Origin of the sequence: Escherichia sp. XD33, assembly GCF_019375075.1 — a bacterium.
In the GTDB taxonomy this organism is placed as follows: Bacteria; Pseudomonadota; Gammaproteobacteria; order Enterobacterales; family Enterobacteriaceae; genus Enterobacter; species Enterobacter flexneri_A.
Map to the genome: position 1 here is coordinate 34,376 of NZ_JAENDM010000006.1, position 17,678 is coordinate 52,053.

General features: G+C 49.7%; 16 protein-coding genes. 10 read left to right on the plus strand and 6 right to left on the minus strand.

Features of this window, described 5'->3' with window-relative positions; translation table 11 throughout:
* Positions 1-6: 6 nt before the first annotated feature.
* From K0778_RS05665 to yhhY, 5 genes are all read right to left on the minus strand, one after another.
* Complete coding sequence (locus tag K0778_RS05665; protein ID WP_000634159.1) at positions 7-291, minus strand: YrhB family protein; 285 nt, start codon at positions 289-291, stop codon at positions 7-9.
* 199 nt (positions 292-490) lie between these two features.
* Positions 491-646, minus strand: a complete 156-nt coding sequence (gene yrhD / locus K0778_RS05670; RefSeq protein ID WP_001307436.1) for a protein YrhD — start codon at positions 644-646, stop codon at positions 491-493.
* Positions 647-740: 94 nt separating this feature from the next.
* A complete protein-coding gene (yrhA, locus tag K0778_RS05675) occupies positions 741-1,235 on the minus strand; it encodes a protein YrhA (protein WP_000988496.1) in 495 nt (164 codons plus the stop codon).
* Positions 1,232-2,410, minus strand: a complete 1,179-nt coding sequence (gene tssD / locus K0778_RS05680) for an Hcp1 family type VI secretion system effector (RefSeq protein ID WP_000065894.1) — start codon at positions 2,408-2,410, stop codon at positions 1,232-1,234. Before tssD ends, yrhA begins: the two co-directional genes overlap by 4 nt.
* A 236-nt stretch (positions 2,411-2,646) precedes the next feature.
* Entirely contained in the window at positions 2,647-3,135 is a 489-nt protein-coding gene (yhhY, locus tag K0778_RS05685) for an N-acetyltransferase (protein WP_001295206.1), read from the minus strand.
* Between the two features lie 332 nt (positions 3,136-3,467).
* Here yhhY and K0778_RS05690 point away from each other — a divergent pair, with 332 nt between their 5' ends.
* The 5 genes from K0778_RS05690 (at position 3,468) to gntU (ending at position 8,552) form a co-directional block, all read left to right on the plus strand.
* Positions 3,468-4,505, plus strand: a complete 1,038-nt coding sequence (locus tag K0778_RS05690; protein ID WP_001618924.1) for an oxidoreductase — start codon at positions 3,468-3,470, stop codon at positions 4,503-4,505.
* Between the two features lie 122 nt (positions 4,506-4,627).
* Positions 4,628-5,323 carry a quercetin 2,3-dioxygenase gene (gene yhhW / locus K0778_RS05695; protein WP_000639811.1) on the plus strand — a complete coding sequence of 232 codons (696 nt, stop codon included), beginning with the start codon at positions 4,628-4,630 and terminating at the stop codon, positions 5,321-5,323.
* A 223-nt stretch (positions 5,324-5,546) separates the two neighbouring features.
* Positions 5,547-6,542 carry a gluconate operon transcriptional repressor GntR gene (gene gntR / locus K0778_RS05700; RefSeq protein WP_000730263.1) on the plus strand — a complete coding sequence of 332 codons (996 nt, stop codon included), beginning with the start codon at positions 5,547-5,549 and terminating at the stop codon, positions 6,540-6,542.
* 138 nt (positions 6,543-6,680) lie between these two features.
* Positions 6,681-7,208, plus strand: a complete 528-nt coding sequence (gene gntK, locus K0778_RS05705) for a gluconokinase (protein ID WP_000108330.1) — start codon at positions 6,681-6,683, stop codon at positions 7,206-7,208.
* A gap of 3 nt (positions 7,209-7,211) precedes the next feature.
* Positions 7,212-8,552 carry a gluconate transporter gene (gntU, locus tag K0778_RS05710; RefSeq protein ID WP_000210111.1) on the plus strand — a complete coding sequence of 447 codons (1,341 nt, stop codon included), beginning with the start codon at positions 7,212-7,214 and terminating at the stop codon, positions 8,550-8,552.
* A 56-nt stretch (positions 8,553-8,608) separates the two neighbouring features.
* Here gntU and yhgN read toward each other — a convergent pair whose 3' ends face one another.
* The gene (gene yhgN / locus K0778_RS05715; protein WP_001002544.1) at positions 8,609-9,202 is read right to left on the minus strand and encodes an NAAT family transporter YhgN; all 594 of its coding nucleotides are present in this window, start codon (positions 9,200-9,202) and stop codon (positions 8,609-8,611) included.
* Positions 9,203-9,394: 192 nt separating this feature from the next.
* Here yhgN and asd point away from each other — a divergent pair, with 192 nt between their 5' ends.
* From asd to glgA, 5 genes are all read left to right on the plus strand, one after another.
* A complete protein-coding gene (gene asd, locus K0778_RS05720; RefSeq protein WP_000799956.1) occupies positions 9,395-10,498 on the plus strand; it encodes an aspartate-semialdehyde dehydrogenase in 1,104 nt (367 codons plus the stop codon).
* A 272-nt stretch (positions 10,499-10,770) separates the two neighbouring features.
* Positions 10,771-12,957, plus strand: a complete 2,187-nt coding sequence (glgB, locus tag K0778_RS05730; protein WP_001283723.1) for a 1,4-alpha-glucan branching enzyme — start codon at positions 10,771-10,773, stop codon at positions 12,955-12,957.
* The gene (glgX, locus tag K0778_RS05735; RefSeq protein WP_000192523.1) at positions 12,954-14,927 is read left to right on the plus strand and encodes a glycogen debranching protein GlgX; all 1,974 of its coding nucleotides are present in this window, start codon (positions 12,954-12,956) and stop codon (positions 14,925-14,927) included. Before glgB ends, glgX begins: the two co-directional genes overlap by 4 nt.
* A gap of 17 nt (positions 14,928-14,944) precedes the next feature.
* A complete protein-coding gene (gene glgC / locus K0778_RS05740; RefSeq protein WP_000253975.1) occupies positions 14,945-16,240 on the plus strand; it encodes a glucose-1-phosphate adenylyltransferase in 1,296 nt (431 codons plus the stop codon).
* Positions 16,240-17,673 (plus strand): glycogen synthase GlgA, encoded by a 1,434-nt coding sequence (gene glgA / locus K0778_RS05745; protein ID WP_001197646.1) that lies wholly within the window; start codon positions 16,240-16,242, stop codon positions 17,671-17,673. The genes glgC and glgA overlap by 1 nt, the downstream gene beginning before the upstream one ends.
* Positions 17,674-17,678 lie beyond the last annotated feature (5 nt).

A 17,678-nucleotide genomic window follows, 5' to 3' on the forward strand; every position in this document is an offset into this window, starting at 1 on the left:
ATTTTGTCAGGGCAAGCCGAAGGTAGCCTTTTTTATTTCGTAATCCTGTAGATATTCTTCCAGCGGTTTTGCCGTTCCCAGAGAATGAATTTCACCACTGTCTTTATCAATAATAAAAGGTGCGTTACCAGCTAAGCGCGCGGCCTCATCTCCAGTTTCGAGAAATTCTCGTGCTTCGAAACAGAAATACCAGCCCTGGCTAAAGCGTCCATGTAGAGTAATGACGACCGGGAGATCTGCATCATCAAGGTAATGGTTCGCTTTCGCGAATGCGTCGTGATAAGTAATCATAATTATAATAAATATTATTGTTGAGTGTTATATTATTATTCCTGTGTGATACATTGAGCAAAGACGCGTTCATCTTCGTCAAAGATATTATTAAATGCTGGTTTTGAAAAAAGTTCATCGGATAAGATATAGTCACGAAATAAGTATCTGCTAATATTTTATGATTTCTTTTTCAGATCGTCGAACGGGATTTTCTTATTTAAGATATCAGAATCTTATGATTCGGGTAAAATTCTAAATAAATCAACATGTCATTAAAATCATCATAGCCATTAGCTATTTCGGCTAAAATAGAGACTACATGTCTTCGGTCCATCTCACTTAAGGAGTGTAGTTCCGTTGTAAGTTTTTCCATAGCTTGCACTGCTAAATTTCGAACAAGGAATTTTCTGCTGGTAATCTCTAAAAAGATGGCATGGTTTACAATGATTTTTGTTTCCTTTTGATTATTATGAACAACTGTCCATGATTTCGTTTAAGAATGAAGAGAAATCACTAAACGAACTGAATATATTTTCTGTGCCAATATTATCTCTAATTTCAAAAAAGTTACTTTTAATGTCATAAGTAAATATTGAAATGCTATCATCCCCGATCACTAACCGTTCTTGTAGATCAGGGTTTATGAAATCATCATTATTTCTATAAAATTCATTTACGGCAAAAAGGTTTTTAACTGAAGGTTCTGGAATCGAGAGGCTAAATAATCGTAATCCATTAACTTCGAATCCATCCATTGCTCTTAAAAAAGTAAGATAATCAGGTTGATTCTTAAAAAGAATACTAACTTCATTACATAACTTCTCCAGGCAATTAGTTGAATTAGAATTAAATTCTATTTGGATTATACTTTCAATAAATGATTCCTTGAGCGGTGCTTCAAATGGATAGTCTAAATCATTCATCATTTTTATTAATTTATTTATTTGGGTTTTAGTCATCATTTTGTGTGGTCCATAATATTTTTCATGGGAGGATAAATTGAGCCAGATGGAATGGCCCAGGGAGTGATTTTGCTTTCACCTACTAATATTCCCTTAGCTATTCGTGATTGCATGTTAGTAAAAACTTTATGATATGGTTCGTTTTCGATTAATACTAAATTTTCGAAATCATTAGTACCACCATCATCTAGAGATAGTTTATGGTGAACATTATAATTTAGAGGAACATTGCCCTTTCTCATTCTTAAAAGGTCTTCGGCGTTGAATCTTCCAGATGCTTCGGAGGTTTTTGCAAGTTTGATAAGAAAATTTTTTCTTACAGTTTTATTAAACTCCTTTCGTAAGTTAGCTAAGTCTTTTGAAGGTCTCTTAATGTATATTATTTCTATTATGTCTATACCATCAAGAAGTTTTTGTTGACCTCTAAGTTTGCCTAAGTAACTATTTATTTCTGTATATGTATCAACATTAGAACGCTTTGTTAAAAGAATAGATGCTGTTGCTATCGCTATGCCCGCTGTTTTTTCATTTAGTATTTGATCATAGCCTTTTATTGCATCTCCACCCAGTTTTTCCGCAGTATCTCTGAATCCTTCAATGTTCCCATTGTATACGCCACCAGCAGCAAGTAGCCTGCCAATAGCTTTGCTGTTTAACGTTTTGAAACGATTATTTGTTTGGTTTTTTGAATTTGGTAAAAACAAACGGTTATAATTTTCAGGGAGTGCCAAATAGCTGAACTCGGTATTTGCGATAAGATGTTGACAGAGGATAAATTCATAACTAATAGTTATTGTTTCTGTATCCAGTTGGTTTTCAATGATCTGGTGATGAATAGCCGATAAAAAAGCGCCTCTTAGTTGTATATAATAATACTTTTCCAATCTACCAAATCTATTTATTCGATAGAAGTCAAATCCCATAAATAATTGTTCATTATTGTTAATGGAATTAATAAATAATGGAGTGCTTTTATCAATTAATTTACAAAATGTTATACCATGGAACTGTGAACCAAGCCCCGTATTATTAATATTATTTAAGAGTGAGAATGTAAATATTTCATCCTCATGCCCGCTCTGCCAACGATTACCTGTAGACTCAGAAGTCCCACAACCTGCGGAGATGCTTCCTTGTTGTTCTCCCGTTACTGTCAGGTAAACAATATTACTCATCCCTGAAAAGTCCTTTTATGGCATGCTATTTTATCAATGGCAATATTATGCTTGTTAATTGTTATTTATTTACTCCAGGAAATTGTAGGCGTATATATTAAAAAATAAAATATTACACTTTAGGAAGTAATTATGAGTTAAATCTCAATATATGTATTGGGCAAATAAATACCTTAAAGGAAGGTATGTCGATTTTGAATGACACCCTTTTTCCATCTCAGAAAAAGGGCACTATCTTACTTCACCCGCGCCATATAATATGCATCGACATATTCACCATTACGCAATGCGTACTTCTTACCAGTCCCTTCAATTTCAAAGCCGTATTTTTTATAGACCTTAATTGCCGGGGCGTTATCGACAAACACGGTTAGTTCAATGCGATCTACCCGCAACCAGTTGTCGCACATTTCAATCATCTCTCGCATCAGGGCGCTGGCGACGCCGCGGTTCTTCCAACGAGAGTCGACACAGATACCAAAATCGGCAACATGACTGCGGCGTGGGCGCTGTTGCACGTCAATGGTGAGATGGCCCACGACGTCTCCATCAATACAGGCGACGAGTTGCTTGATGCCGGGACGATCGGCGAGTCGCTCCTGCCACATATGATCGGAAGGATGAGGCACCTGTAGTGTGTTGCAATACACCTCCGGCTGGGCGTGAATCTGCCTGATGGCCTCGTAATCCCGTGTTTCTGCGTGGCGTATTACTATCTCACTCATTCCTTTGTCCTCTTTGGGGTAAATGTCCCTTTCAACATCATTGACTTTCAAATGCGAGTCAAATGCATTTTTTTGCAAAAAGTGTTGGACAAGTGCGAATGAGAATGATTATTATTGTCTCGCGATCAGGAAGACCCTCGCGGAGAACCTGAAAGCACGACATTGCTCACATTGCTTCCAGTATTACTTAGCCAGCCGGGTGCTGGCTTTTTTTTTGATCTTTCGTTCTCAATTTATCCACGGGAGTGCTTGTGTTCGTTATGCGCACTCCAGTAGGAACCACGTCCGCTTTGCGCTAAGGTGTAAATAACCACCTTAAAAAGGACGAAATCATGGTCATCAACTGCGCCTTTATTGGCTTCGGCAAAAGCACCACCCGTTACCATCTGCCGTATGTACTTAACCGCAAGGATAGCTGGCATGTCGCGCATATTTTTCGTCGCCATGCGAAGCCGGAAGAACAGGCTCCCATTTATTCCCATATCCATTTCACCAGCGATCTCGACGAAGTACTAAACGATCCCGATGTTAAGCTGGTTGTTGTCTGCACCCACGCGGACAGCCATTTCGAGTACGCGAAACGCGCGCTGGAAGCCGGGAAAAATGTGCTGGTCGAAAAACCGTTCACCCCGACGCTTGCCCAGGCGAAGGAGCTGTTTGCGTTGGCGAAAAGCAAAGGGCTGACCGTCACGCCGTATCAGAATCGTCGCTTTGACTCCTGCTTCCTGACAGCGAAAAAAGCGATTGAAAGTGGCAAGTTGGGAGAGATTGTTGAAGTGGAAAGCCATTTTGACTATTACCGCCCGGTCGCAGAAACCAAACCTGGGTTGCCGCAGGATGGCGCGTTCTATGGCCTTGGTGTGCATACGATGGACCAGATTATTTCTCTGTTCGGTCGCCCGGATCACGTCGCTTATGACATCCGCAGCCTGCGCAATAAAGCCAATCCTGACGATACTTTCGAAGCGCAACTGTTTTATGGCGATCTAAAAGCCATCGTCAAAACCAGCCATCTGGTGAAAATCGATTATCCGAAATTTATCGTTCACGGTAAGAAAGGTTCGTTTATTAAATATGGTATCGACCAGCAGGAAACCAGCCTGAAGGCTAATATTATGCCGGGCGAACCGGGATTCGCAGCGGATGATTCGGTCGGTGTGCTGGAGTATGTCAATGACGAGGGCGTGACGGTCAGAGAAGAGATTAAGCCGGAGATGGGCGATTACGGGCGCGTTTATGATGCGTTGTATCAAACCATCACCCACGGTGCGCCAAATTACGTCAAGGAATCTGAAGTTCTTACGAATCTGGAAATCCTTGAACGCGGATTCGAGCAAGCCTCTCCCTCCACAGTGACTCTCGCGAAGTAAGTTTGATGGCCCCTCGAATAGTTCAATTTTTTTGAACAGAGGGGTCAATTTTCACCCTCTATCATCCCAGGCAGATCGGGTCCACACTAAGCCCATCGAAATCATTCAGGGGGCGAATACAAATGATCTACTTACGCAAAGCAAATGAACGTGGTCATGCAAATCATGGCTGGCTGGACTCCTGGCATACTTTCTCTTTTGCCAACTATTACGATCCGAACTTTATGGGCTTCTCCGCGCTGCGCGTGATTAACGACGACGTGATTGAAGCAGGGCAGGGCTTCGGCACTCACCCACATAAAGATATGGAAATTTTGACCTACGTGCTGGAAGGTACTGTTGAGCACCAGGACAGCATGGGCAATAAAGAGCAGGTTCCGGCGGGTGAGTTCCAGATTATGAGTGCGGGTACGGGTATTCGTCACTCAGAGTACAACCCAAGCAGCACCGAGCGTCTGCATCTGTATCAGATCTGGATCATGCCTGAAGAAAACGGTATTACGCCGCGTTATGAACAGCGTCGCTTCGATGCCGTACAGGGCAAACAGCTGGTGCTCTCGCCGGATGCTCGAGATGGTTCATTGAAAGTGCATCAGGATATGGAACTGTATCGTTGGGCGTTGCTGAAAGATGAGCAGTCGGTGCATCAGATTGCCGCTGAACGCCGCGTCTGGATCCAGGTGGTGAAAGGCAATGTCACCATTAACGGCGTGAAAGCCTCGACCAGCGATGGTCTGGCAATCTGGGATGAGCAGGCAATCTCCATCCATGCGGATAGCGACAGCGAAGTGTTACTGTTCGATCTGCCGCCGGTTTAAAGCTCCACGGCATTTTTGAAGCCTGCCTTTTTGCAGGCTTCCTCGCTCGCTCCGGTCGCGTGCTGATGCACGCTTCCGGGGTTTTGCCGCGTCGTTAGCACAATGCGATGCAATTGATTTAGTGTATATCTAATAATTGTAAACAAGCACTGTTTTCCCCGGGAAGGTTCTGATGCGTCCGTGTTAAACTAAGAGAATCTATCTCTTTTGTACCTTCAGGACGATGAAAAAGAAAAGACCCGTACTTCAGGATGTGGCTGACCGTGTAGGCGTGACCAAAATGACGGTCAGCCGTTTTTTACGCAACCCGGAGCAGGTTTCCGTCGCTCTACGCGGCAAGATTGCCGCCGCTCTTGATGAACTGGGCTATATTCCCAATCGTGCGCCCGATATCCTCTCTAACGCTACCAGCCGGGCGATTGGCGTCCTGTTACCTTCTCTCACCAACCAGGTTTTCGCGGAAGTATTACGCGGAATCGAAAGCGTCACCGACGCGCACGGTTATCAGACGATGCTGGCGCACTACGGTTATAAACCGGAAATGGAGCAAGAACGTCTCGAATCCATGCTCTCCTGGAATATCGACGGCCTGATCCTCACCGAACGTACCCACACGCCGCGCACCTTAAAGATGATTGAAGTGGCGGGGATCCCGGTGGTGGAGTTGATGGACAGCCAGTCGCCGTGCCTCGATATCGCCGTCGGTTTTGATAACTTTGAAGCGGCACGCCAGATGACTACCGCCATTATTGCGCGCGGGCATCGCCACATTGCCTATCTCGGCGCACGTCTCGACGAACGTACTATCATCAAACAGAAGGGATACGAACAGGCGATGCTGGATGCAGGCCTGGTGCCGTATAGCGTGATGGTTGAGCAATCTTCTTCTTACTCTTCCGGTATTGAACTGATTCGCCAGGCGCGGCGGGAATATCCGCAGCTGGATGGCGTGTTCTGTACTAATGATGATCTGGCGGTCGGCGCGGCGTTTGAATGTCAGCGTCTGGGGTTAAAAGTTCCTGACGATATGGCGATTGCCGGTTTCCACGGTCATGACATTGGTCAGGTGATGGAGCCACGACTGGCGAGCGTGCTGACGCCGCGTGAGCGGATGGGCAGTATTGGCGCTGAACGCCTGCTGGCGCGTATTCGTGGCGAATCTGTGACACCGAAAATGTTAGATTTAGGTTTCACCTTGTCACCGGGCGGATCTATTTAAGCCCACAAATTTGAAGTAGCTCACACTTATACACTTAAGGCATGGATGGATATTGCTTCTGATATTGTCCGGCTGGACAATGTTACCGATAACAGTTACCCGTAACATTTTTAATTCTTGTATTGTGGGGGCACCACTTTGAGCACGACTAACCATGATCACCACATTTACGTCTTGATGGGCGTATCGGGCAGCGGCAAATCTGCGGTCGCCAGTGAAGTGGCGCATCAACTTCATGCCGCGTTTCTTGATGGCGATTTCCTCCATCCACGGCGCAATATCGAAAAAATGGCGTCTGGCGAACCACTGAATGACGACGATCGCAAACCGTGGTTGCAGGCGCTGAACGACGCCGCGTTTGCTATGCAGCGCACTAATAAAGTGTCGCTGATCGTCTGTTCTGCATTGAAAAAACACTATCGCGACTTGCTGCGTGAAGGTAATCCGAATCTCTCTTTCATCTATTTGAAAGGCGATTTTGATGTGATTGAAAGCCGCCTGAAAGCGCGCAAAGGCCATTTCTTTAAAACCCAAATGTTGGTGACGCAGTTTGAAACGCTGCAGGAGCCGGGTGCGGACGAAACCGATGTACTGGTGGTGGATATCGATCAACCGCTGGAAGGTGTTGTGGCAAGCACCATTGAGGTTATTAAAAAAGGCAAATAAGTAGTGACTACATTAACGCTTGTTTTAACAGCAGTAGGGTCTGTTTTACTGCTGCTGTTTTTAGTCATGAAGGCGCGTATGCACGCTTTCCTGGCTTTAATGGTGGTGTCCATGGGGGCTGGCCTTTTTTCCGGTATGCCGCTCGATAAAATCGCAGCGACGATGGAAAAAGGGATGGGAGGCACCCTCGGCTTCCTGGCGGTGGTTGTCGCCCTGGGAGCTATGTTTGGCAAGATCTTACATGAAACCGGCGCAGTCGATCAGATTGCCGTCAAAATGCTCAAATCCTTCGGTCACAGCCGCGCGCATTATGCCATCGGCCTTGCGGGGCTGGTCTGTGCGCTACCGCTGTTCTTTGAAGTGGCGATTGTTCTGCTGATTAGCGTTGCTTTCTCAATGGCGCGCCACACCGGTACGAACCTGGTGAAGCTGGTAATCCCATTATTTGCAGGCGTGGCGGCAGCGGCGGCATTTCTGGTGCCTGGACCAGCGCCGATGCTGCTGGCATCGCAGATGAATGCCGACTTTGGCTGGATGATCCTGATTGGCCTGTGTGCGGCAATTCCGGGAATGATTATTGCCGGGCCGCTGTGGGGTAACTTCATCAGCCGTTACGTTGAGCTGCATATTCCTGACGACATCAGCGAACCGCATCTCGGCGAAGGCAAAATGCCATCTTTCGGATTCAGCCTGTCGCTGATCCTGCTGCCGCTGGTGCTGGTAGGGCTGAAAACCATTGCCGCGCGTTTTGTGCCGGAAGGATCAACTGCTTACGAATGGTTTGAGTTTATCGGTCATCCGTTTACCGCGATTCTGGTTGCTTGTCTGGTGGCGATTTACGGTCTGGCAATGCGTCAGGGCATGCCAAAAGACAAAGTGATGGAGATTTGCGGTCACGCGCTGCAACCGGCGGGGATCATTCTGCTGGTGATTGGTGCGGGCGGCGTGTTCAAACAGGTGCTGGTTGACTCTGGCGTAGGTCCGGCACTGGGCGAAGCGTTAACCGGCATGGGCCTGCCGATTGCTATCACCTGCTTCGTGCTGGCCGCTGCAGTGCGCATCATTCAGGGGTCTGCCACCGTAGCCTGTTTAACGGCGGTGGGACTGGTGATGCCAGTCATTGAACAACTGAACTACTCTGGTGCGCAAATGGCGGCACTGTCGATTTGTATCGCTGGTGGTTCGATTGTTGTCAGCCACGTTAACGACGCTGGTTTCTGGTTGTTCGGTAAATTTACCGGCGCGACCGAAGCCGAAACGCTGAAAACCTGGACCATGATGGAAACCATCCTCGGCACTGTCGGTGCCATCGTTGGGATGATTGCGTTCCAGCTGTTGAGTTAAGTTTGTTCGCCCGGTAGTTGTGACGCTACCGGGTTCTTTTCGAAAAACTCTCCTCGTTACCCCTTCATCCACATTCGAATGCCGTCGAGGAACATCTGGGTTGCCATCATCACCAGAATCAATCCCATCAGGCGTTCAAGTGCGTTCACCCCTTTCTCGCCCAGCAGACGTAAAAATAGCGAAGACTGTAGCAGGATGACAAAGGTGCCGCCCCAGGCCAGCAGCAGAGCAATCACCAGATGCCCCATCTGATTCGGGTACTGATGAGACAACAACATCAGCGTGGCGAGAATAGTCGGCCCGGCGACTAACGGAATTGCCAACGGCACGATAAATGGCTCTTCACCTGCAGGAAGCCCGCTGCTATTTCCTGAAGCGCTGGGGAAAATCATCTTAATGGCGATCAGAAACAGAATGATGCCGCCAGAAATGGAGACGGTTTCTGCTCGCAGGCTGAGAAATGCCAGAATTTTCTCACCCGCAAACAGGAACACCAGCATCACCAGGAGAGCAATAAGCAACTCTCGCACCATGATTGCCCGCCGTCTTTTCGGTTCAGTATGTTTCAGTACGGACATGAAAATAGGTAGGTTTCCGAGCGGATCCATAATCAGGATCAATAAAACTGCTGCAGAAATGATTTCATTCATAACTCAAATTCCCTGATAATTGCCGCGGACTTTCTGCGTGCTAACAAAGCAGGATAAGTCGCATTACTGATGGCTTCGCTATCATTGATTAATTTCACTTGCGACTTTGGCTGCTTTTTGTATGGTGAAAGATGTGCCAAGAGGAGACCGGCACATTTATACAGCACACATCTTTGCAGGAAAAAAACGCTTATGAAAAATGTTGGTTTTATCGGCTGGCGCGGTATGGTCGGCTCCGTTCTCATGCAACGCATGGTTGAAGAGCGCGACTTCGACGCCATTCGCCCTGTCTTCTTTTCTACTTCTCAGCTTGGCCAGGCTGCGCCGTCTTTTGGCGGAACCACTGGCACACTTCAGGATGCCTTTGATCTGGAGGCGCTAAAGGCCCTCGATATCATTGTGACCTGTCAGGGCGGCGATTATACCAACGAAATCTATCCAAAGCTTCGTGAAAGCGGATGGCAAGGTTACTGGATTGACGCAGCATCGTCTCTGCGCATGAAAGATGACGCCATCATCATTCTTGACCCCGTCAATCAGGACGTCATTACCGACGGATTAAATAATGGCATCAGGACTTTTGTTGGCGGTAACTGTACCGTAAGCCTGATGTTGATGTCGTTGGGTGGTTTATTCGCCAATGATCTTGTTGATTGGGTGTCCGTTGCAACCTACCAGGCCGCTTCCGGCGGTGGTGCGCGACATATGCGTGAGTTATTAACCCAGATGGGCCATCTGTATGGCCATGTGGCAGATGAACTCGCGACCCCGTCCTCTGCTATTCTCGATATCGAACGCAAAGTCACAACCTTAACCCGTAGCGGTGAGCTGCCGGTGGATAACTTTGGCGTGCCGCTGGCGGGTAGCCTGATTCCGTGGATCGACAAACAGCTCGATAACGGTCAGAGCCGCGAAGAGTGGAAAGGGCAGGCGGAAACCAACAAGATCCTCAACACATCTTCCGTAATTCCGGTAGATGGTTTATGTGTGCGTGTCGGGGCATTGCGCTGCCACAGCCAGGCATTCACTATTAAATTGAAAAAAGATGTGTCTATTCCGACCGTGGAAGAACTGCTGGCTGCGCACAATCCGTGGGCGAAAGTCGTTCCGAACGATCGGGAAATCACTATGCGTGAGCTAACCCCAGCTGCCGTTACCGGCACGCTGACCACGCCGGTAGGCCGCCTGCGTAAGCTGAATATGGGACCAGAGTTCCTGTCAGCCTTTACCGTGGGCGACCAGCTGCTGTGGGGGGCCGCGGAGCCGCTGCGTCGGATGCTTCGTCAACTGGCGTAATCTTTATTCATTAAATCTGGGGCGCGATGCCGCCCCTGTTAGTGCGTAATACAGGAGTAAGCGCAGATGTTTCATGATTTACCGGGAGTTAAATAGAGCATTGGCTATTCTTTAAGGGTGGCTGAATACATGAGTATTCACAGCCTTACCTGAAGTGAGGACGACGCAGAGAGGATGCACAGAGTGCTGCGCCGTTCAGGTCAAAAAAATGTCACAACCAGAAGTCAAAAATCCAATTGGATGGGGTGACACAATAAAACAGGAAGACAAGCATGTCCGATCGTATCGATAGAGACGTGATTAACGCGCTAATTGCAGGCCATTTTGCGGATCCTTTTTCCGTACTGGGAATGCATAAAACCACCGCGGGACTGGAAGTCCGTGCCCTTTTACCCGACGCTACCGATGTGTGGGTGATTGAACCGAAAACCGGGCGCAAACTCGCAAAACTGGAGTGTCTCGACTCACGGGGATTCTTTAGCGGCGTCATTCCGCGACGTAAGAATTTTTTCCGCTATCAGTTGGCTGTTGTCTGGCATGGTCAGCAAAACCTGATTGATGATCCTTACCGTTTTGGTCCGCTAATCCAGGAAATGGATGCCTGGCTATTATCTGAAGGTACTCACCTGCGCCCGTATGAAACCTTAGGCGCGCATGCAGATACTATGGATGGCGTCACAGGTACGCGTTTCTCTGTCTGGGCTCCAAACGCCCGTCGGGTCTCGGTGGTTGGGCAATTCAACTACTGGGACGGTCGCCGTCACCCGATGCGCCTGCGTAAAGAGAGCGGCATCTGGGAACTGTTTATCCCTGGGGCGCATAACGGTCAGCTCTATAAATACGAGATGATTGATGCCAATGGCAACTTGCGTCTGAAGTCCGACCCTTATGCCTTTGAAGCGCAAATGCGCCCGGAAACCGCGTCTCTTATTTGCGGGCTGCCGGAAAAGGTTGTACAGACTGAAGAGCGCAAAAAAGCGAATCAGTTTGATGCGCCAATCTCTATTTATGAAGTTCACCTGGGTTCCTGGCGTCGCCACACCGACAACAATTTCTGGTTGAGCTACCGCGAGCTGGCCGATCAACTGGTGCCTTATGCTAAATGGATGGGCTTTACCCACCTCGAACTACTGCCCATTAACGAGCATCCCTTCGATGGCAGTTGGGGTTATCAGCCAACCGGCCTGTATGCGCCAACCCGCCGTTTTGGTACTCGCGACGACTTCCGTTATTTCATTGATGCCGCACACGCAGCTGGTCTGAACGTGATTCTCGACTGGGTGCCAGGCCACTTCCCGACTGATGACTTTGCGCTTGCCGAATTTGATGGCACGAACTTGTATGAACACAGCGATCCGCGTGAAGGCTATCATCAGGACTGGAACACGCTGATCTACAACTATGGTCGCCGTGAAGTCAGTAACTTCCTCGTCGGTAACGCGCTTTACTGGATTGAACGTTTTGGTATTGATGCGCTGCGCGTCGATGCGGTGGCGTCAATGATTTATCGCGACTACAGCCGTAAAGAGGGGGAGTGGATCCCGAACGAATTTGGCGGGCGCGAGAATCTTGAAGCGATTGAATTCTTGCGTAATACCAACCGTATTCTTGGTGAGCAGGTTTCCGGTGCGGTGACAATGGCTGAGGAGTCTACCGATTTCCCTGGCGTTTCTCGTCCGCAGGATATGGGCGGTCTGGGCTTCTGGTACAAGTGGAACCTCGGCTGGATGCATGACACCCTGGACTACATGAAGCTCGACCCGGTTTATCGTCAGTATCATCACGATAAACTGACCTTCGGGATTCTCTACAACTACACTGAAAACTTCGTCCTGCCGTTGTCGCATGATGAAGTGGTCCACGGTAAAAAATCGATTCTCGACCGCATGCCGGGCGACGCATGGCAGAAATTCGCGAACCTGCGCGCCTACTATGGCTGGATGTGGGCATTCCCGGGCAAGAAACTACTGTTCATGGGTAACGAATTTGCCCAGGGCCGCGAGTGGAACCATGACGCCAGCCTCGACTGGCATCTGTTGGAAGGCGGCGATAACTGGCACCACGGTGTCCAGCGTCTGGTGCGCGATCTGAACCTCACCTACCGCCACCATAAAGCAATGCATGAACTGGATTTTGACCCGTACGGCTTTGAATGGCTGGTGGTGGATGACAAAGAACGCTCGGTGCTGATCTTTGTGCGTCGCGATAAAGAGGGTAACGAAATCATCGTTGCCAGTAACTTTACGCCGGTACCGCGTCATGATTATCGCTTCGGCATAAACCAGCCGGGCAAATGGCGTGAAATCCTCAATACCGATTCCATGCACTATCACGGCAGTAATGCAGGCAATGGCGGCACGGTACACAGCGATGAGATTGCCAGCCACGGTCGTCAGCATTCACTAAGCCTGACGCTACCACCGCTGGCCACTATCTGGCTGGTTCGGGAGGCAGAATGACACAACTCGCCATTGGCAAACCCGCTCCCCTCGGCGCGCATTACGACGGTCAGGGCGTCAACTTCACACTTTTCTCCGCTCATGCCGAGCGGGTAGAACTGTGTGTCTTTGACGCCAATGGCCAGGAACATCGCTATGACTTGCCAGGGCACAGTGGCGACATTTGGCACGGTTATCTGCCGGATGCGCGCCCGGGTTTGCGTTATGGTTATCGCGTTCATGGCCCCTGGCAACCCGCCGAGGGGCATCGCTTTAACCCGGCGAAGTTGTTGATTGATCCTTGCGCGCGGCAAATTGACGGGGAGTTTAAAGATAACCCGCTGCTGCACGCCGGTCATAATGAACCTGACTATCGCGACAACGCCGCCATTGCGCCGAAATGCGTAGTGGTGGTTGATCACTATGACTGGGAAGATGATGCCCCGCCGCGCACGCCGTGGGGCAGCACCATCATTTATGAAGCCCATGTCAAAGGATTAACGTACTTGCACCCGGAGATCCCGGTCGAGATCCGTGGCACTTATAAAGCCCTCGGGCATCCGGTGATGATCAACTATTTGAAACAATTGGGCATTACCGCGCTGGAACTGCTGCCAGTGGCGCAGTTTGCCAGTGAACCACGTCTGCAACGCATGGGGCTAAGTAACTACTGGGGTTACAACCCGGTGGCGATGTTTGCGCTGCATCCGGCGTATGCCTGCTCGCCAGAAACGGCGCTGGATGAGTTTCGCGATGCAATCAAAGCACTGCATAAAGCGGGTATCGAAGTCATTCTTGATATCGTGCTCAACCATAGTGCGGAACTGGACCTCGACGGCCCGTTATTCTCGCTGCGTGGGATCGATAACCGTAGCTATTATTGGATAAGAGAAGACGGCGATTATCACAACTGGACCGGTTGCGGCAACACGCTCAATTTGAGTCATCCGGCGGTGGTGGATTATGCCAGCGCCTGCCTGCGTTATTGGGTAGAAACCTGCCACGTCGATGGTTTCCGCTTTGATCTGGCGGCAGTCATGGGCCGTACGCCAGAGTTCCGTCAGGATGCGCCGTTGTTTACCGCTATCCAGAACTGCCCGGTGCTCTCGCAGGTGAAGTTAATTGCTGAACCGTGGGATATCGCTCCTGGTGGTTATCAGGTGGGAAATTTCCCGCCGCTGTTTGCCGAGTGGAACGATCATTTCCGCGATGCTGCCCGTCGTTTCTGGCTACATTATGATTTGCCTCTGGGGGCGTTTGCCGGGCGTTTTGCTGCCTCCAGCGATGTTTTTAAACGTAATGGTCGTCTGCCGAGTGCCGCGATTAATCTCGTCACCGCGCATGACGGTTTTACGCTTCGCGACTGTGTTTGCTTCAACCATAAACACAATGAAGCAAACGGAGAAGAAAATCGCGACGGGACCAACAACAATTACAGTAACAATCATGGTAAAGAAGGGTTAGGCGGTTCTCTTGACCTGGTTGAACGGCGGCGCGACAGCATTCACGCCCTGTTAACAACGTTGTTGCTCTCCCAGGGTACGCCGATGTTACTGGCCGGTGACGAACATGGTCACAGCCAGCATGGCAATAACAATGCCTACTGTCAGGATAACCAATTAACCTGGTTGGACTGGTCGCAGGCAAGCAGTGGTTTAACCGCATTTACCGCCGCGTTAATCCATCTGCGCAAGCGCATTCCCGCTTTGGTGGAGAATCGCTGGTGGGAAGAAGGCGACGGCAATGTCCGTTGGCTAAATCGATATGCTCAACCTTTAAGCACGGATGAGTGGCAAAACGGGCCGAAACAGCTGCAAATTCTGCTCTCGGATCGCTTTTTGATCGCAATTAACGCCACGCTTGAGGTAACAGAGATTGTTTTACCTGCTGGGGAGTGGCACGCCATTCCCCCATTCGCTGGAGAGGATAACCCAGTGATTACGGCTGTCTGGCAGGGACCTGCACACGGATTGTGTGTGTTCCAGAGATGATAAAAAAGGAGTTAGTCATGGTTAGTTTAGAGAAGAACGATCACTTAATGTTGGCGCGCCAGCTGCCATTGAAATCTGTTGCCCTGATACTGGCGGGAGGACGTGGTACCCGCCTGAAGGATTTAACCAATAAGCGAGCAAAACCGGCCGTACACTTCGGCGGTAAGTTCCGCATTATCGACTTTGCGCTGTCTAACTGCATCAACTCCGGGATCCGTCGTATGGGCGTGATCACCCAGTACCAGTCCCACACTCTGGTGCAGCACATTCAGCGCGGCTGGTCATTCTTCAATGAAGAAATGAACGAGTTTGTCGATCTGCTGCCAGCACAGCAGAGAATGAAAGGGGAAAACTGGTATCGCGGCACCGCAGATGCGGTCACCCAAAACCTCGACATTATCCGCCGTTATAAAGCGGAATACGTGGTGATCCTGGCGGGCGACCATATCTACAAGCAAGACTACTCGCGTATGCTTATCGATCACGTCGAAAAAGGCGCACGTTGCACCGTTGCTTGTATGCCAGTACCGATTGAAGAAGCCTCCGCATTTGGCGTTATGGCGGTTGATGAGAACGATAAAATTATCGAATTCGTTGAAAAACCTGCTAACCCGCCGTCAATGCCGAACGATCCGAGCAAATCTCTGGCGAGTATGGGTATCTACGTCTTTGACGCCGACTATCTGTATGAACTGCTGGAAGAAGACGATCGCGATGAGAACTCCAGCCACGACTTTGGCAAAGATTTGATTCCCAAGATCACCGAAGCCGGTCTGGCCTATGCGCACCCGTTCCCGCTCTCTTGCGTACAATCCGACCCGGATGCCGAGCCGTACTGGCGCGATGTGGGTACGCTGGAAGCTTACTGGAAAGCGAACCTCGATCTGGCCTCTGTGGTGCCGGAACTGGATATGTACGATCGCAATTGGCCAATTCGCACCTACAATGAATCATTACCGCCAGCGAAATTCGTGCAGGATCGCTCCGGTAGCCACGGGATGACCCTTAACTCACTGGTTTCCGGCGGTTGTGTGATCTCCGGTTCGGTGGTGGTGCAGTCCGTTCTGTTCTCGCGCGTTCGCGTGAATTCATTCTGCAACATTGATTCCGCCGTATTGTTACCGGAAGTATGGGTAGGTCGCTCGTGCCGTCTGCGCCGCTGCGTCATCGATCGTGCTTGTGTTATTCCGGAAGGCATGGTGATTGGTGAAAACGCAGAGGAAGATGCACGTCGTTTCTATCGTTCAGAAGAAGGCATCGTGCTGGTAACGCGCGAAATGCTACGGAAGTTAGGGCATAAACAGGAGCGATAATGCAGGTTTTACATGTATGTTCAGAGATGTTCCCGCTGCTTAAAACCGGCGGTCTGGCTGATGTTATTGGGGCATTACCCGCAGCACAAATCGCAGACGGCGTTGACGCTCGCGTACTGTTGCCTGCATTTCCCGATATTCGCCGTGGCGTGACCGATGCGCAGGTAGTATCCCGTCGTGATACCTTCGCCGGACATATCACGCTGTTGTTCGGTCATTACAACGGGGTTGGCATTTACCTGATTGACGCGCCGCATCTCTATGATCGTCCGGGAAGCCCGTATCACGATACCAACTTATTTGCCTATACCGACAACGTATTGCGTTTTGCGCTGCTGGGGTGGGTTGGGGCAGAAATGGCCAGCGGGCTTGACCCATTCTGGCGTCCTGATGTGGTGCATGCGCACGACTGGCATGCAGGCCTTGCGCCTGCGTATCTGGCGGCGCGCGGGCGTCCGGCGAAGTCGGTGTTTACTGTGCACAACCTGGCCTATCAAGGCATGTTTTATGCACATCACATGAATGACATCCAATTGCCATGGTCATTCTTTAATATTCATGGGCTGGAATTCAACGGACAAATCTCTTTCCTGAAGGCCGGTCTGTACTATGCCGATCACATTACGGCGGTCAGTCCAACCTACGCTCGCGAGATCACCGAACCGCAGTTTGCCTACGGTATGGAAGGTCTGTTGCAACAGCGTCACCGTGAAGGGCGTCTTTCCGGCGTACTGAACGGCGTGGACGAGAAAATCTGGAGTCCAGAGACGGACTTACTGTTGGCCTCGCGTTACACCCGCGATACGTTGGAAGATAAAGCGGAAAATAAGCGCCAGTTACAAATCGCAATGGGGCTTAAGGTTGACGATAAAGTGCCGCTTTTTGCAGTGGTGAGCCGTCTGACCAGCCAGAAAGGTCTCGACCTGGTGCTGGAAGCCTTACCGGGCCTTCTGGAGCAGGGCGGGCAGCTGGCGCTACTCGGCGCGGGCGATCCGGTGCTGCAGGAAGGTTTCCTTGCGGCGGCAGCGGAATACCCCGGTCAGGTGGGCGTTCAGATTGGCTATCACGAAGCATTTTCGCATCGCATTATGGGCGGCGCGGACGTCATTCTGGTGCCCAGCCGTTTTGAACCGTGCGGCTTAACGCAACTTTATGGATTGAAGTACGGTACGCTGCCGTTAGTGCGGCGCACCGGTGGGCTTGCTGATACGGTTTCTGATTGTTCTCTTGAGAACCTTGCAGATGGCGTCGCCAGTGGGTTTGTCTTTGAAGATAGTAATGCCTGGTCGCTGTTACGGGCTATTCGGCGTGCTTTTGTACTGTGGTCCCGTCCTTCACTGTGGCGGTTTGTGCAACGTCAGGCTATGGCAATGGATTTTAGCTGGCAGGTCGCGGCGAAGTCGTACCGTGAGCTTTACTATCGCTTGAAATAGTTTTC

Coding starts and splice junctions, on each gene's coding strand:
- K0778_RS05665 (WP_000634159.1), bottom strand. CDS start 291: ATGATTACTTATCACGACGCATTCGCGAAAGCGAACCATTACCTTGAT.
- yrhD (WP_001307436.1), bottom strand. CDS start 646: ATGGAAAAACTTACAACGGAACTACACTCCTTAAGTGAGATGGACCGA.
- yrhA (WP_000988496.1), bottom strand. CDS start 1,235: ATGATGACTAAAACCCAAATAAATAAATTAATAAAAATGATGAATGAT.
- tssD (WP_000065894.1), bottom strand. CDS start 2,410: ATGAGTAATATTGTTTACCTGACAGTAACGGGAGAACAACAAGGAAGC.
- yhhY (WP_001295206.1), bottom strand. CDS start 3,135: ATGAGTGAGATAGTAATACGCCACGCAGAAACACGGGATTACGAGGCC.
- K0778_RS05690 (WP_001618924.1), top strand. CDS start 3,468: ATGGTCATCAACTGCGCCTTTATTGGCTTCGGCAAAAGCACCACCCGT.
- yhhW (WP_000639811.1), top strand. CDS start 4,628: ATGATCTACTTACGCAAAGCAAATGAACGTGGTCATGCAAATCATGGC.
- gntR (WP_000730263.1), top strand. CDS start 5,547: ATGAAAAAGAAAAGACCCGTACTTCAGGATGTGGCTGACCGTGTAGGC.
- yhgN (WP_001002544.1), bottom strand. CDS start 9,202: ATGAATGAAATCATTTCTGCAGCAGTTTTATTGATCCTGATTATGGAT.
- asd (WP_000799956.1), top strand. CDS start 9,395: ATGAAAAATGTTGGTTTTATCGGCTGGCGCGGTATGGTCGGCTCCGTT.
- glgB (WP_001283723.1), top strand. CDS start 10,771: ATGTCCGATCGTATCGATAGAGACGTGATTAACGCGCTAATTGCAGGC.
- glgX (WP_000192523.1), top strand. CDS start 12,954: ATGACACAACTCGCCATTGGCAAACCCGCTCCCCTCGGCGCGCATTAC.
- glgC (WP_000253975.1), top strand. CDS start 14,945: ATGGTTAGTTTAGAGAAGAACGATCACTTAATGTTGGCGCGCCAGCTG.
- glgA (WP_001197646.1), top strand. CDS start 16,240: ATGCAGGTTTTACATGTATGTTCAGAGATGTTCCCGCTGCTTAAAACC.